Source organism: Bacillus sp. FSL K6-0972 (assembly GCF_037976035.1).
Lineage (GTDB): Bacteria > Bacillota > Bacilli > Bacillales > Bacillaceae > Bacillus > Bacillus haynesii.
In genome coordinates this window covers 2,494,002-2,508,380 of record NZ_CP150260.1, presented here as the reverse complement: position 1 = coordinate 2,508,380, position 14,379 = coordinate 2,494,002, and the positions used below count along the sequence as shown (strand labels likewise).

16 protein-coding genes are annotated in these 14,379 nt (G+C 45.6%); 13 read left to right on the top strand and 3 right to left on the bottom strand.

Going from position 1 to position 14,379, the window contains the following annotated elements:
• Nucleotides 1-38: 38 nt before the first annotated feature.
• The 10 genes from MKX80_RS12680 to MKX80_RS12635 all read left to right on the top strand — a co-directional run bounded on the left by MKX80_RS12680 (nucleotide 39) and on the right by MKX80_RS12635 (nucleotide 8,622).
• Nucleotides 39-755: a response regulator transcription factor gene (locus MKX80_RS12680; protein WP_020452076.1), complete on the top strand. Its 717-nt coding sequence runs from the start codon at nucleotides 39-41 to the stop codon at nucleotides 753-755.
• Nucleotides 742-1,776, top strand: coding sequence for a HAMP domain-containing sensor histidine kinase (locus MKX80_RS12675; RefSeq protein WP_234111943.1), 1,035 nt, complete (start codon nucleotides 742-744; stop codon nucleotides 1,774-1,776). The genes MKX80_RS12680 and MKX80_RS12675 overlap by 14 nt, the downstream gene beginning before the upstream one ends.
• Before the next feature lie 79 nt (nucleotides 1,777-1,855).
• A complete protein-coding gene (gene bcrA / locus MKX80_RS12670; RefSeq protein ID WP_154995295.1) occupies nucleotides 1,856-2,776 on the top strand; it encodes a bacitracin resistance ABC transporter ATP-binding subunit BcrA in 921 nt (306 codons plus the stop codon).
• Nucleotides 2,769-3,503, top strand: coding sequence for an ABC transporter permease (locus MKX80_RS12665; protein WP_020452073.1), 735 nt, complete (start codon nucleotides 2,769-2,771; stop codon nucleotides 3,501-3,503). Before bcrA ends, MKX80_RS12665 begins: the two co-directional genes overlap by 8 nt.
• A 145-nt stretch (nucleotides 3,504-3,648) precedes the next feature.
• Nucleotides 3,649-4,260: an undecaprenyl-diphosphatase gene (locus MKX80_RS12660; RefSeq protein ID WP_182070425.1), complete on the top strand. Its 612-nt coding sequence runs from the start codon at nucleotides 3,649-3,651 to the stop codon at nucleotides 4,258-4,260.
• A 536-nt stretch (nucleotides 4,261-4,796) separates the two neighbouring features.
• Nucleotides 4,797-5,285, top strand: coding sequence for a hypothetical protein (locus MKX80_RS12655; RefSeq protein WP_154995298.1), 489 nt, complete (start codon nucleotides 4,797-4,799; stop codon nucleotides 5,283-5,285).
• 115 nt (nucleotides 5,286-5,400) lie between these two features.
• Nucleotides 5,401-6,063, top strand: coding sequence for an ATP-binding cassette domain-containing protein (locus MKX80_RS12650; protein ID WP_154995300.1), 663 nt, complete (start codon nucleotides 5,401-5,403; stop codon nucleotides 6,061-6,063).
• Complete coding sequence (locus MKX80_RS12645; RefSeq protein ID WP_154995302.1) at nucleotides 6,041-7,006, top strand: ABC transporter permease; 966 nt, start codon at nucleotides 6,041-6,043, stop codon at nucleotides 7,004-7,006. Before MKX80_RS12650 ends, MKX80_RS12645 begins: the two co-directional genes overlap by 23 nt.
• 258 nt (nucleotides 7,007-7,264) lie before the next feature.
• Nucleotides 7,265-8,224, top strand: a complete 960-nt coding sequence (coaA, locus tag MKX80_RS12640; RefSeq protein ID WP_339226895.1) for a type I pantothenate kinase — start codon at nucleotides 7,265-7,267, stop codon at nucleotides 8,222-8,224.
• A 14-nt stretch (nucleotides 8,225-8,238) separates the two neighbouring features.
• Nucleotides 8,239-8,622, top strand: a complete 384-nt coding sequence (locus tag MKX80_RS12635) for a VOC family protein (RefSeq protein WP_176274826.1) — start codon at nucleotides 8,239-8,241, stop codon at nucleotides 8,620-8,622.
• Nucleotides 8,623-8,673: 51 nt separating this feature from the next.
• On the opposite strand, the gene MKX80_RS12630 is transcribed toward MKX80_RS12635, so the two are convergent.
• Nucleotides 8,674-9,912, bottom strand: coding sequence for an MFS transporter (locus MKX80_RS12630; protein ID WP_154995306.1), 1,239 nt, complete (start codon nucleotides 9,910-9,912; stop codon nucleotides 8,674-8,676).
• Between the two features lie 126 nt (nucleotides 9,913-10,038).
• The gene (locus MKX80_RS12625; protein WP_003183240.1) at nucleotides 10,039-10,251 is read right to left on the bottom strand and encodes a YqzH family protein; all 213 of its coding nucleotides are present in this window, start codon (nucleotides 10,249-10,251) and stop codon (nucleotides 10,039-10,041) included.
• Nucleotides 10,252-10,526: 275 nt separating this feature from the next.
• Here MKX80_RS12625 and MKX80_RS12620 point away from each other — a divergent pair, with 275 nt between their 5' ends.
• The 3 genes from MKX80_RS12620 to MKX80_RS12610 all read left to right on the top strand — a co-directional run bounded on the left by MKX80_RS12620 (nucleotide 10,527) and on the right by MKX80_RS12610 (nucleotide 12,995).
• Nucleotides 10,527-11,789, top strand: a complete 1,263-nt coding sequence (locus MKX80_RS12620; protein WP_268343244.1) for a UV damage repair protein UvrX — start codon at nucleotides 10,527-10,529, stop codon at nucleotides 11,787-11,789.
• A 15-nt stretch (nucleotides 11,790-11,804) separates the two neighbouring features.
• Nucleotides 11,805-12,143 (top strand): YolD-like family protein, encoded by a 339-nt coding sequence (locus tag MKX80_RS12615; protein ID WP_154995310.1) that lies wholly within the window; start codon nucleotides 11,805-11,807, stop codon nucleotides 12,141-12,143.
• Nucleotides 12,144-12,353: 210 nt separating this feature from the next.
• Nucleotides 12,354-12,995 carry a FusB/FusC family EF-G-binding protein gene (locus MKX80_RS12610; RefSeq protein WP_182070426.1) on the top strand — a complete coding sequence of 214 codons (642 nt, stop codon included), beginning with the start codon at nucleotides 12,354-12,356 and terminating at the stop codon, nucleotides 12,993-12,995.
• A gap of 50 nt (nucleotides 12,996-13,045) precedes the next feature.
• On the opposite strand, the gene MKX80_RS12605 is transcribed toward MKX80_RS12610, so the two are convergent.
• Complete coding sequence (locus MKX80_RS12605) at nucleotides 13,046-14,374, bottom strand: MATE family efflux transporter (RefSeq protein WP_234111940.1); 1,329 nt, start codon at nucleotides 14,372-14,374, stop codon at nucleotides 13,046-13,048.
• Nucleotides 14,375-14,379 lie beyond the last annotated feature (5 nt).

Sequence of the window (14,379 nt, the reverse complement as noted above, 5' to 3'; positions counted from 1 at the left end):
TAACATCTATCAAGACAAAATAAAAGCGGGTGAACCAAGTGGAAGCCATTCGAGTGCTCATAGCGGATGATGAAAAAGAAATCAGAGATTTATTGAAAACCTATTTAAAAAGAGAGTGTTATGAGGTTGACGTGGCAGTTGACGGGGAAGATGCGTTAAGGCTGTTTGAACAAAACCATTACCACCTCGTGATATTGGATGTCATGATGCCGAAAATCGACGGCATCGAGGTCTGCAGAAGGATGAGGAATCATACGAATGTTCCGATCCTGATGCTGACCGCCAAAGACCTTGAAGGCGATAAAATTTTAGGACTGTCCATCGGTGCTGACGATTATATAACAAAGCCCTTCAGTGTGAACGAAGTGCTTGCGCGGATCAAAGCCATGCTGAGGCGCTTTTTGGTCCTCGGCAGCGAAAGCCGCTCCGATGAACAATCGCTGATTCAATTTAAAGGATTGACCATCGATTTGAAAACATATACGGTCACCGCAGGCGGACAGGAGATCTCCCTGACGGCGAAGGAGTTTGAACTGCTGAAGTTTTTCGCCTCAAATCCGGGGCAGGTATTTACGAAAACGCAGCTGTTTCGAAACGCTTGGAGCGACCAATACATAGAAGATGATAATACGGTCATGGTGCATATCAGAAGGCTGAGAAAAAAAATAGAGCCGGACCCTTCCGATCCACAATTTATTCAAACCGTTTGGGGAATTGGCTATAAGTTTGTAGGTGAGAAAGATGCTGACCGATAAAAAGCTGCTGCTTCTCATTCTGCAAAGTGCGGCGATTGCAGCACTTTTGTTCATCTATTTGAAAACGGCTTCCTTTGGGGTTTTCAGCACAACGTTGTTTATTTTTCTGTTTGCCGTTACCGCGCTGCTGTTTACGTTGAGGCTTCGCTTCATCGATCGCTTAAAGCTGATCGAAACCGAGCTGAAGCGTGTGGCGGATGGAAATTTAAGAAGAAGATTGCTGGCGAAAGGCGATCAGCCGTTTAATGAAATCATTTTTTCCATCAACGAATTGATAGAGCAGCTTGAAAAAATTCAAATCAACGCCGCAAAATCGGAAGCGGCTAGAAAACGGCTGCTGTCTAATATTTCCCACGATATCCGAACGCCGCTCACATCAATTATTGGCTATGTTGATGCATTAAAAGACGGGGTCGCGTCTTCGGAAGAAGAGAAACAGGAATATCTCAACATCCTTTCTAAAAAATCCAACAGTCTAAAGCAATTGATCGATGAAATATTCAACATGGCGAAATTGGATGCAAATGAAGTTCAGTTGAAAACAGAGTTCTTTGACCTTGCCGAAGTCGCCAGGGAAACACTGATCGACTTTTTGCCGGAACTGAAAAAACATGACATTGATTTGAATGTGCAGATTCCGGAAAAGAAATGCTTTGTTATCGCAGATCGGCTCAGCCTGATCCGCGTGATCGAAAACATCGTCAGAAACGGCATTCACTATGGAAAAGAGGGAAAAGTACTTGGAATCGAACTGACAGAATCAGAACATGAATATCAGCTTCTCATCTGGGATCAAGGTCCGGGGATTCCGGAAAACGATATTGAAAACGTATTTGATAGAATGTACCGCAGAGACCGGTCGAGAAGCCTTGATGACGGGAGCGGCCTGGGGCTTGCCATCGCCAAATCGCTCGTCGAAAAAAACCGCGGACGCATTTGGGCACAGAGCGTCCCGTGGGAAAAAACGACGTTTGGTTTTTCGCTGCCTAAACAAAACCATCTCCAATCATTTAAGAATTAATTAAGAATTGGTTAAGAAGAAGTTAAATCCTTCTGTTTATGATGTAGTTATAAGGCTAGTGAAAGAGAGAGGATCAACTTTGAGCACAATTATTAAAACGACGGATCTCACGAAAATGTACGGGCCGCAAAAGTCTGTAGATCATCTCAATATCAACGTAAAACAAGGAGATATATACGGCTTTTTGGGGCGGAACGGCGCCGGCAAGACGACGACGATCAGAATGCTGCTGGGTCTGATCAAACCGACCAGTGGGCAGATAGAAATTTTCGGAGAGAATTTTTTCAAGAATAAAAAAGAAATTTTAAGAAGAATCGGATCTATCGTGGAAGTGCCCGGCTTTTACGCGAACTTGACGGCAAGGGAAAACCTGCTGATCAACGCGAAAATCATAGGTATCCATAAAAAGAATGCGATCGATGAAGTATTGGAGATCGTGGGCCTGCAGCATGAAACGAAAAAGCTCGTCGGCAAGTATTCCTTGGGAATGAAACAAAGGCTGGGAATTGCAAGAGCCTTGCTTCACTATCCGGAGCTGTTGATACTGGACGAACCGACAAACGGCTTGGACCCGATCGGTATCAAAGAAATGAGAAGACTCATTCATTCTCTCGCCAAAGAAAGAAACATCACCATCTTTATATCAAGCCACATTTTGTCTGAAATCGAACAGCTTGTCGATCATGTCGGGATCATTCATGAAGGAAAACTGCTTGAGGAAATTCCGTTTGACCATCTCAAAAAAAGAAACCGCAAATATCTAGAATTTCAATTATCCGATCAAAATAAAGCGGTCGTTCTGATGGAACAGCATTTTGATATTCATGACTACGAAGTTCACCAGGACGGGATCATCCGGGTATACTCCCATTTGGGCCAGCAGGGAAAGCTCAATAAATTGTTTGTCGAAAACGGAATAGATGTATTGAAGATTACGATGAGCGAAGACAGTCTTGAAGACTACTTCGTGAAGTTGATAGGGGGCGGGACGATTGGCTAATTTGCTATATACCGAATTGCTGAAGCTTAAGCGTTCACAGATGTTTCTGGTCAGCATCTTAGGAGCGGCGGCAGCCCCTTTCATCTGTTTTATATCGTCTTTGGCTAAGAAAGCCAAGTACCCTGATGTACCGATTCGCTTCAGTGAGACCTTTTCCGACACCAACCTGTATATTGTGCTTTTGATCGGAGTCCCGTTGTACGGCGTGATTACATCATATTTATTCAATCGGGAATACGCTGAAAGCACGCTAAAGAATCTATTGACGATTCCTGTTTCAAGAATCAGCCTGATTGTCAGCAAATTGGTCTTGCTCCTCATTTGGATCATGATGCTGACGTTAATCGCCTGGGTGCTGACGCTACTGTTTGGGCTGATCGGTCAGTTTGAAGGGCTCAGTTCGGCGGTTTTAATAGAAGGGTTTAAACAATTTATGATAGGTGGGGCGCTTCTTTTTTTCCTGGTCAGTCCAATTATATTTGTGACATTGCTGTTTAAAAATTACGTGCCCACCATTATCTTTACGATCATTATATCAATGGTCAGCATTATGGTATACGGCACGGAGTACAGCGCTTTATTCCCTTGGTCGGCGGTATGGGTGATCGCTTCGGGTACGTTCTTTCCGGAATATCCGCCCGAATATTCTTTTATCAGTGTTGCCGCCACAACCGTTCTTGGATTAGCCGCGACAATCGTTTACTTTAAAAAGATTGACATTCATTAATGGGCGCACGGGGAATTTGCAGCAAAGAGACTGCAAGTTCCTCTGCTTTTGAATCCCGACGGCCGGAATATCTGAAATGCAAGGCCTTCCTTTATGCTGTTAATGGATATTTTTCCTATAAATGTTTTAAAAAGGAGATGTAGAAGTGTTTTTTTCAGAGCTAAATATTGATGTTTTTCGTTTCATTAATGATTTGGGGAAAGAGTATTCAATGCTGAACCCGGCCGTTTACTTTCTGGCCGAATATATGATGTACTTCCTCGGAGCTTGGCTTGTTATTTATTGGTTTACCCGGAAGACAAAAAACAGATTGATGGTCATTTATGCAGTCATCGCATTTGTGATTGCCGAAATTCTCGGGAAAATGATGGGCTCTCTGTATTCCAACTATCAACCATTTGCCACGCTTCCGAATGTCAACAAGCTGATAGAGCATGAAATTGACAATTCGTTTCCGAGCGACCATACGATTTTGTTTTTTTCAATTGGTTTTTTAATCTTCCTGTTTCACAAAAAGACGGGCTGGCTGTGGCTTGTACTTGCGTTTACCGTGGGTATTTCCCGCATTTGGTCGGGCGTTCACTATCCACTCGATGTTGCGGTGGGAGCCCTTCTTGGCGTGTTATCAGCTCTGTTTGTATTCTGGATAGCACCGAAGCTGTCATTTATTCATCAAATGCTGACCCTTTATGAAAAGGTGGAACAGCGGATTTTTCCTTCCAAAAGCAAATCGAACGATAAATCGAAGAACTTTTAAAGGATGAGGCTGCCTTGGTTTTAGGCAGCCTTTGCTATGTGCACTCACAACTAAACGATCAGCTGATCTGAAAGCCTCTTCATCCTCCAAATCGAAGGCGGTTCCCGGCAGCAAGAGTATATGACCGTCTCCATGAAGGAGGACGGTCTGTCGAGTACTTTGTAGTGATGAATTCTTTTGTACGATTAGGAATTTTCAGCTGTTGAATCGCTTTCCAGGTATATAGGTTCCTCTTTTTTCGCCTTTCCTCACGCTTCCTTTTTTCAGTCCCATTATAAAAGATGCGAGCTATTTATGATGAGAGTTCCAAATAATAGGAATTGATAATAAGTAAAAATATGGTATAGTATTAAATATATAGGAGGTGATAATTTCCAATAGGTAACGATAAAATGGTCCATTCTGCTAGGAATCTATTTTTTCATCCATTAAAATAAGAGAACTCGGACCTTAAATTGTTATGGATGTGGCAGTAGCTTATGGATGGCAGCTGAAGACATACATACAAATATTTTAGAAATACGGAGGGAAATGAAATGAAAAAAGCGATTTTAGGGTTTTCTTTGTCTGCGGTGCTCCTGGTTCCATCCTCATTCGCTGCGGCTGCTGGGAACGGGCAGCTGACAAGTGAGCAAAAGGAATTGCTTGAAGCCAAGACAGAATACGTTCAATCACTTCCTGAACAGGCATCTGTCCAAAGCGGTGTGACGGCATATGCAGGAAAAAGGCTCACAATTAAAAGAGGAAGCTTCCTCGCCTGGTCAAAAGATTATATCGACTGGTACTACAACGGCAAAAAAGTATCGAAAAGCAGCGGATCGCAGGATGTCGGCTACGTCTTTCCGAATGTCGTGAGGGCAAAGGGGATTAAAAGGTATTATAAGTCTTCAGGACTTCACAAATGGAGAGCGAAAAAAACGCTGAGCTTCGGTACCGTTACACCGTGGGGAGACGTTGAATTCGCCAGCTCAACCTTTACAGACAGAAGGTGGGTCAATAAAAAAGGAAAATACGGAAATGATTAATTTACCATAATCCATTTCATACAACGCTGCTAAAAGACTATTTTGAAATTAATGGCAGCGTTGTATAATGGAGAATGTTGCAACACCATCCTGATGCGAGAAAGGGTTTTTTAAATTGATCAAAATTGATGACCTGACGAAATCTTATGGAAACAAAACGGTATTCAACCGTCTCAACATGAATATTGAAAAAAACAAAGTCACCTTCCTGATGGGGGAAAACGGCGCCGGGAAAACGACACTCTTGAAATGCCTGCTCAAGCTGGAACCTTTCGAAGGCGGCATTCTGTACGACGGCGAGCCGCTTGAAGCCGTCAGGAGCAAAGTGCACGTCATCTATGACGATTCCCCATTTTATAATCATCTGAGCGGCTATCAAAATATCAAACTACTGATCAATAAACCTGCCGGCAAAGAAGAGCTTGAACAATTGTCGCAAAAGTTTCTCAGCCGGGCGCTGCTGAAAAAAAAGGTTAAGACCTATTCATACGGACAAAAGAAAAAGCTGGCTTTAATGATCGCTGCATTAAACAAACCGTCATACTTGTTTTTGGATGAGATATCAAACGGCCTTGACTACCGGTCCATGATGGAGCTTCAGGAGCTGATCAATGACTGGTCAAGCAGGATGACGATTGTTGCCGCCGGCCATCAGTTTGAGTTTTATTCCTCAATCGTCGATCAACTATACGTCTTGAAAGACGGTTCAGCTATCCACATTGACAATTTTAAAACGAATGGAGCAGAATTGGGCGATGTCTATAAAGAATATTTATAATATTTTCAAGAAAGAGCTTGCATTTCAATCGTATTCTAAAATGCTCATCATTTTATTGCTTCCTCTACTATTCATTTCATCCGGATACATATATGTTCATTATAAAAATACAATTGACAGCTATCAGCAGTTTAAAAAGACTGAAGGCGAATATAAAGAACTCGGCATCGATATTAAGCAGGCGCTGGAGTCGCCTGTCAAGGTGAAGGAAGGTGAGCTGAAAAGCAAGGATGGCGACGGAGAGATCGTCGAAAATATTTTAAGGTTTGACTATGAGAATTTCGTCTTGTCCCTCCACCATCTGGAGCCGAAGCAGTCGGTCATCATGACGCTTGAGCTGATGGGCTTCATCATTTTTCCCTTGGCTTTTACGCTGTATGCCATCTATATCTCCTCTTACGACATCAGATTCAAGACGGTGAAAGTGAAAGCGGTCAGCCATGATTGGAAATCCGTCCTGTTTGCCAAACAGTGTTCGGTTTACATGGTGATGGCTGCCGCCGTGATCGCCGTTGTATGTATGGCATATGTGTCAAGCCTCGTCTTTTATTCCCTGGCTTCAAGGGCCATACCGGTCAGCGAGTTCACAATACCCGCTGTTTCAAAAAGCAATATCCCGCTTCAGCTCGTTGTCGTTCTGGCGGTCAGCTTCATCTTTTCGACGATCGGATTTTATTTGGGCGTCCTCTTCAGAAGCTTTATTACACCTGCTTTGCTTTATGTCGTTTACAGCCTGCTTATCCCTGCTTTAGGCAGGTTCGATTTGAAAAACCTGCTGTCTAATCTCGGGCATGCGGTTTTCAGTTTCAGCGGCGGCTTTAAACTGTTTACACCGGTGAAGGTGGACATGATTCCGGTCATCATCATTTTAGCGGCATCCGTCGGTTTGCTGTCTGCGGTCACTTATTACATGGCACACAGGCAAAGCAAATATGTCGTTTGAAAAAAGAGCGCAGGCAGCTGCGCTCTTTTTTCTTTTACAAGCGAAGGATACCCGGTGGCTCAGGTTTGACAGGAAGGAGAGCCATCCGCATCCGCCATGCAAGGAAACCGGATCACCCGTCTCTGGAGGAGGCGGTTTTTTTGATTGAAACCTTGTTCCTCGTAAATATTCGAAAAATTCTATATAATAGTAAAGCGGTCTCAGGAATTCATGCACTTTTTTAGTAAACAGCGTTTGAACAGAGGGCAGGTGAGAATAATGGCGAATCAGGATTTGAATTTGCACACGTTATATACGAGTCATACCCGTGATGACTGGGCAAATCTCGGCGGGCATATGTCGGTAGAGATGACTGAAGAGGAAGTAAAGAAGCTTGAAGGTTTAAATGACTATCTGTCTTTGGAAGAAGTCGAAACCGTTTATGTTCCGCTGGCGAGGCTGCTTTATTTACACCGGACAACTCAATATGAACGGAACACCCGGGTGAACGGTTTTTTGAACCATCCTCACGCGGCTAAGATTCCGTTCATCATCGGGATTGCCGGAAGCGTCGCGGTTGGAAAAAGCACGACGGCCCGCATCATTCAGACTGTGCTCTCCCGTTTGCAGGAACGGCTGAAAGTCAGTCTGATCACAACCGACGGTTTTCTTTATCCCAATGCGGTTTTGACAGAAAAACAGATGATGTCGAGAAAAGGGTTTCCGGAAAGCTATGATGTCAGAGCATTGCTTGAGTTTTTAAACGACTTAAAATCCGGCAAGGAAATCGTTCGCGCACCCGTTTATTCCCATTTAACGTACGACAGATTGGAAGGGGTTTACGAAACGGTTGAACAAGCGGATATCGTGATCATCGAAGGCGTCAATGTGCTGCAGACACCGACGATCGAAGACGACCGGACAAAACCGCGGGTTTTCGTTTCCGATTTTTTTGACTTCTCGATTTATGTGGATGCCGAAGAAGACCTCATTATCAAATGGTATCTTGAACGCTTTCGCATGCTCAGGGAGACGGCTTTTCAAGATCCGACTTCTTATTTCCATAAATTCAAAGATCTTGCGGACGAAGAAGCGGACCATATGGCAAAGTCAATATGGGAGACTGTCAACCGTCCGAATTTGTATGAGAACATTCTGCCTACAAAATTCCGGTCTGATTTAATCTTGAGAAAAGGCGAAGGCCACAGGGTGGAAGAGATTCTGGTCAGACGGGTATAGAAGAGGAGGCTTGCATGATCCATCATATTGAACTGTACGTTTCAGATTTGGAAGCGTCGAAGCGCTTTTGGGGCTGGTTTCTAGGCGAGCTCGGCTATGAGGTTTTTCAACAATGGGAAGACGGGATCAGCTGGAAAGCGAACGGCGCCTATCTCGTGCTTGTGCAGGCGAAAGAACAGTTTATCAAAGCGGGCTATCACAGGTGCCGCGTCGGCTTAAACCATCTTGCTTTTTACGCGGCATCCAAAGAACAGGTCGACGAAATGACAATGAAACTGAGGGAGCGGGGATGCCGCATTTTATATGAAGACAGACATCCGTTTGCCGGCGGAAGCGGGCATTATGCCTTGTATACCGAAGATCCGGACCGCATCAAAGTTGAGCTTGCTGCGCCTTGAGGCGGGCGTTAGCCGGAAGGCCGGCCTTTGAGTGAGCCGGCCTGTTTTCAATTAATGCTGCATCGTTTTTTTCGAACTTAATTTGACTTTTGCCTCATCTATTTTGAGTTTCCGGAAGGCTGCTACCAAGAAAGGAACGCCGCAAATGGTGACAGCAGACAGAATTGCAAAAGTGAAAAACGGTTTTTCCGCTCCAAAGGCGTCCAGCAGCATTCCCCCCGCCCAAGGACCGACCACGCTTCCCAGCTGGGTGAAGCCCATAGCCCCGAAGTAAGTGCCTTTCAACTCAGGCCGGGCAATCCGGTCGACCAGTAAATCCATCATCGAAAAGAGAAGCACTTCCCCGATCGTAAACACGATAATGATCAAGACGATAGACCATAGATCATGGAAAAACGAGAGGCTGAACAGGCTTCCGCTAATCAGCACATTTCCTGCAATCAGCGATAAAATCGGTGAAAACCGTTTGGCGATATGTACGATCGGGTACTGTACGGCAAGCACGGCCAAGGCATTCAGCGTCAGCATCATGCCGAACACTTTCGTCCCGTCTTCGATGAAAGGGCTGGCCGCCATGTATTGTGCAAGCGTCGATGTGAAGTGGGAATAACCGAACAAACAAAGAATCGAACCGATTAGCGTAATCGTAAATACCCGGTCTGCTTTTGTCACCTCCAGCGCGTCCCGCACTTTTATACGCTTATTACGCTCAGTTGCCGGTACGGTATGGTGTTTAAATTGAATGACCAGCACCGCCGCATAAATAAAATAAATGAACGCTGCAATGAAAAACGGCAGCGTCGTTTTGGAAGATCCGAGATACAGGCCTAAAAGCGGACCGAAGACGACGCCGAGGTTGATCGCAGTATAGCGGAGATTAAAGACGAAAAGGCGCGTTTCGGGTTTGGATACGTCTGAAAGCAGCGCTCTTGAAGTCGGTTCAAACAAAGCGCGGCATAATCCGTTTAAGGCATTCATGACAAAGAATGTCCAGACATGATCGGCGAGTGCAAAACCGGCGAACACGAACGTCCAGCCGAAAATCGAAACGAGCATGATGGTTTTCCGGCCGAACCGGTCTGATAAGTACCCGCCGTAAAAGCTTGCCGCAATTCCGATCAAAGAGCTCGCTGCAATGACGGCGCCGGCAAAGCCGGAAGAGGCGCCTTTCACTTGTGTCAAATAAATTGCTAAAAAAGGGATGCTCATGGCTGTGCCCATACGACCAAAAATGGTTCCGACAATAATGGTCCAGCTGAGCGGGTGGATGTTCTGCCATTTTTGTTTCATGATAAACTCTCCGTTACGTTTTTATTTGTTATCATACATGAAACAGATGGCGGTGAATAGAGGAATTTCTAAATGCTGGGTGATAAAAGGCTTCCCGTATAAAGGAAGCCGAAAGGAAAAATCGATTTATGATGAGAACAAGCCTTGATTTGTGACATAATCATAGATGACATCCTCGATATGGGCATGCAGCCCTTCATTCGGTTCCTCGATCCGCCTTTCCTGCAAAGCCAGCTTCAGGATTTCTTTTTCACCGGGGCTGAGCGGATCGGTTGCAACATTGCGTCCGTACTGCTTCAGCGCCTGTCCGAGCATTTTTTCAATCAGTTTCTCATCCATTTGTTTTCTCCTTTAGGAGCGCTTTTTCTTTTATCTTACTAAGAAAAACAGATGTTCTCAAGGGAGCTTTCAATTTGAACCATCAAAACTGAATGCGGCAACATTCCGAACTGGAATGATCAACCATGTCATCTTCTTTCCAAAGAAGGTGTTTTTTATTGCTTTCATCCAGGATTTTCTTTGGATAAAATTACGCCTGGAAATCGAACGTATATTCGGAGTATAGTATTCATACACTAATTGTGCGAACATCAGTTCTTGCTGGAGGGAGAGATATGGATTACAGTCAATATCCGTCGCGTTCGGTTTTGTGCGTTGATATGCGGAGCTTTTATGCAAGCTGTGCCGCAGTCCTGCTCGGACTTGATCCGATGACTTGCTTCTTGGCGGTTGTCGGAAACACGGAGCGGCAGGGGAGCATCGTTCTTGCTGCTTCTCCGGCTCTGAAAAGAGAGTTCGGCGTTCAAACGGGAACAAGGCTTTATCAGCTGCCGGATGATCCGCGCATCAAGCTGGTCAATCCGAAGATGGGGCTGTTTGTCCGTGTTTCTACTGAGCTCACCCGGCTGTTCTGCCGCTATGTGCCGCCTGATGCCATTCATACGTACAGCGTGGATGAAAGCTTTATTCAGGTGGACGGTGTTGAGAGCATGTGGGGAGACGCCCGAACGATTGCGATGAAAATTCAAGATGATATGGAAAGGGAGTTTGGCCTTCCCTGTGCTGTCGGAATCGGACCGAATCTGCTGATGGCAAAGCTGTGCCTTGACCTTGAAGCGAAAAAATCAGCAGACGGGGTGGCCGTCTGGGGCTACGAAGACGTGAAAACGAAGCTGTGGCCGCTGTCTCCGCTGCGCCGCATGTGGGGAATCGGCTCAAGGCTGGAAAAGACGTTAAACCGGATGGGGATTTTTACAGTCGGCCAGCTGGCACACTATGATCTCAGGCGGCTCGAGAAAACATTCGGGGTGATGGGAAACCAGCTCTATTATCACGCCTGGGGCATCGATCTTTCCGCGATCGGAGCGCCGATCATGGAGGGGCAGGTCAGCTATGGAAAAAGCCAGATTCTGCTTCGCGATTATCCGAATCCGGATGAAGTCAAGCATGTCATTCTTGAAATGTGTGAGGAAGTGGCCAAAAGGGCGCGCGCGCGCCGCCAGGCAGGCCGGACCGTCAGTCTTGGCGTCGAATACAGCCGCGATGAGCTTGGCGGCGGATTTTACCGTTCAAAAACAATGGAAAGCCCTTCAAATATCACGCTTGATCTCTACCACACATGTCTGGCACTGTTCGAGCGGTTTTATGCCGGCAAAACGGTTCGAAAAATTTCCGTGTCTTTGTCCAATATTCAAGATGACACCAATATGCAGCTTGATCTTTTTCGCCCCGATCAGGAAAAGAAGCGGCAGCTCGGGTATGTGATGGACGGCATCAGAGAACGGTACGGCTCAACAGCGCTTTTGCGGGCCGTTTCCTATACAAACGCCGGGACGGCCCGGCTGCGGTCAAAATTGGTCGGAGGCCATCAGGCATAGAAAGGAGAATCATTTATGCTTCGCGACAGAGGCAGTATCAAATGGGTTTCGATGATGCTGCCTGAGCACGTGGAATTGCTCAGGGAATATCATGAAAGCTTTCAAAAACTCAAAAAACCGATCCTGGATGAACAAAAATATGAAGAATTCAATGAAATCATTTGTGAAGCGATGGCAGAAAACAGGTTTTTGCAATTTGCCTATTACCGGCAGGGGGAAGTGAAAACGCTCGCCGGCCGGATTCACTATGCTGACGCCCTGAAAAGGGAGCTGCGGATCGTAAGCCGAGCGGATGAAATTTGCATTTTAAAGATGGAGGATATCATTGAGATTGAATACGATTGTCGTTTATAATAGAATCAGTATTCGGAGGTGGATAAAATGGTAAATGACATTCATTTGCCGACTGCAGCGTCTCATGCAAAGCCTGTTATCTTGAAAGGCGATACTTTGCATGAGGCGGGGTTATAAACAAATCGCCTAAAAAAGCAAGGTATCATTTCTGATCATCCGGCTTTGCACCTTATTTTTAAATATAGATCTATAAATAAGGAGCTGGCAGAAATGAAGACACCTTTTATTAGAAATGACCAATATAATTTTATTAAATTTCAAACGGACAGCCTCGTCCAGGGACATGCGAACATCAATGACGAGAACGTACTTGATGCTTTGAAGTGCAATGCGCTGGATCAAGTGTTCAATCTGTTTCCTGATCTTAGCAGCGATCAAAAGTCTTTGCTGCAGAAGATGACAGAAGTGGAAGACAGCGGTGAAGCGATGCGCTTTTTAGCTGAATTAAAACTTCATGTGATTCCATTTCAGCGTGTAACGGTGAAAACTGCTAAAAAGCTGTTCTCTAAAGTGAAAAAGTTAAAGACGCCCGAATTTGAGCAGATGGATTTCAGCGGATATTCCTACTTGGGATGGAATGATGCAGGATCAGGCAGGAAATATATAATTGTGGATGCCGGCGGAAAACTGACCGGAATACACGGCACCATCAAATCCAGCAATAAAAAAGGAATCTGTTCGATATGCAACAGAACCGAAGAGATCGGACTGTTCATGGCCCGGGTGAAAAGCGGGAAAGAAACCTATACGGACAGAGGCAATTACATTTGCTGTGACAGTGAAAAATGCAATCAAAATTTGATGACGCTGGATCATCTGAACCATTTCGTCGCACAATTAACGAAAGAATAAACGTGAACACCCCGGCTAAGCTTTAGCCGGGGTGTTTTATGATTTGGCTTTTAGCCCGCCTCTCTCGCAGCACTCCGCTCTCCGAAAAGACGGGTGGTCAGCCCGGGAACAGCCATACATAAGAATACGGAACGCCCAAGGCTGAATAAAAGAAAAGCGAGCCACAGCCCATGGTTTCCGAAAGCAGGCACAGCGGAAAAAAAGGCGGCCAGGAAGACGAGAACAGCCAAAAACATTGAATTTCTGACCGGGCCTATTTCGGTGGCACCTGTGAAAATCCCGTAAAAAACGAGTCCGAAACTTGCGGCCAAAGGAAAGAGAGTGATCCAAATATCGTAAGTTTTCGCTGCTTCCAGAACGCTCTCAAGCGGTGTAAACAATGGAAGGATCGCATTTTTCAAGAGAAAGTAACCGACTGAAAGCAGCGCGGCTGAGATCAGCGACCACTGGATCGAAAGGGAAAGCGTACGGGAATAGAGATCCCGGTCCATTCTTCCAACGGCTTTTCCGGCAAAAATACTCGATGCATTGGCAAACCCGTCAAAAACATAAGCCATCAAATAATGAATTTGAATTAAGATCGCATTTGCGGCTAAAATTTCAGCGCCGAAGCCGGCTCCTTTAGCCGTAAACAAATTGAAAACCGTCAAAAGGCACAATGTCCGAATCAATAGATCGCGGTTGACAACCATCATTTTTTTAAACGGTTTCGGGTCGAACAAAAGCTGGACGGACGGCAGCTTAAACGGCATGGCGGCATTCGTTTTCACAAGCCAGCAGCCGATCAGGCAACCCGTCACTTCCGAAATCAAAGTGGCTAGAGCGATGCCGTATACTTCCATGTGAAAGACGTAGACAAAAACGATGTCAAGCACGATATTCAAGACGTTCATCGAAATCTGCAAAAGCAATGTCACTTTAATAAGAGACATTCCCATCAGCCAGCCGAGAATGCAATAGCTGATTAAGGCAAATGGAGCTCCCCAAATCCTCAGCGAAAAATACTGCGAGGCGAATTCAGCGGTATGGCGGTCGGGCTGGATGAGCGTCAGCGCTGCGTATTCAAGCGGTTTTTGCAAGATGATGAACATCAGTCCGGCAAAAACCGCGATGCAAACGGGCCGGGCAAGGGCCAAAACGCTCTCTGATCTGTTTTGGGAGCCGAGCGACTGAGCGGCGAATCCCGATGTGCTTACCCGCAAAAAACCGAGGAGCCAATACATCGTATTAAAAATCATCGTTCCGACTGCAACACCGCCGATGTAAGCAGGGGAGGAAAGCTGGCCGGCGACCGCCGTATCGACCGCACCCAATAAAGGAGTGGTGATCGTTGAAATGATCAGCGGAACGGCGAGTGCTAAAAAATGCTTGTGATTCATCTGTT

What these genes read in the sequence shown, in the direction of transcription:
- MKX80_RS12630 (WP_154995306.1), bottom strand. Translation starts at nt 9,912, where the DNA reads ATGAAACAAAAATGGCAGAACATCCACCCGCTCAGCTGGACCATTATT.
- MKX80_RS12610 (WP_182070426.1), top strand. Translation starts at nt 12,354, where the DNA reads ATGAAGACACCTTTTATTAGAAATGACCAATATAATTTTATTAAATTT.
- MKX80_RS12605 (WP_234111940.1), bottom strand. Translation starts at nt 14,374, where the DNA reads ATGAATCACAAGCATTTTTTAGCACTCGCCGTTCCGCTGATCATTTCA.
- MKX80_RS12655 (WP_154995298.1), top strand. Translation starts at nt 4,797, where the DNA reads ATGAAAAAAGCGATTTTAGGGTTTTCTTTGTCTGCGGTGCTCCTGGTT.
- MKX80_RS12615 (WP_154995310.1), top strand. Translation starts at nt 11,805, where the DNA reads ATGCTTCGCGACAGAGGCAGTATCAAATGGGTTTCGATGATGCTGCCT.
- MKX80_RS12675 (WP_234111943.1), top strand. Translation starts at nt 742, where the DNA reads ATGCTGACCGATAAAAAGCTGCTGCTTCTCATTCTGCAAAGTGCGGCG.
- MKX80_RS12635 (WP_176274826.1), top strand. Translation starts at nt 8,239, where the DNA reads ATGATCCATCATATTGAACTGTACGTTTCAGATTTGGAAGCGTCGAAG.
- MKX80_RS12620 (WP_268343244.1), top strand. Translation starts at nt 10,527, where the DNA reads ATGGATTACAGTCAATATCCGTCGCGTTCGGTTTTGTGCGTTGATATG.
- MKX80_RS12645 (WP_154995302.1), top strand. Translation starts at nt 6,041, where the DNA reads ATGTCTATAAAGAATATTTATAATATTTTCAAGAAAGAGCTTGCATTT.
- coaA (WP_339226895.1), top strand. Translation starts at nt 7,265, where the DNA reads ATGGCGAATCAGGATTTGAATTTGCACACGTTATATACGAGTCATACC.
- MKX80_RS12625 (WP_003183240.1), bottom strand. Translation starts at nt 10,251, where the DNA reads ATGGATGAGAAACTGATTGAAAAAATGCTCGGACAGGCGCTGAAGCAG.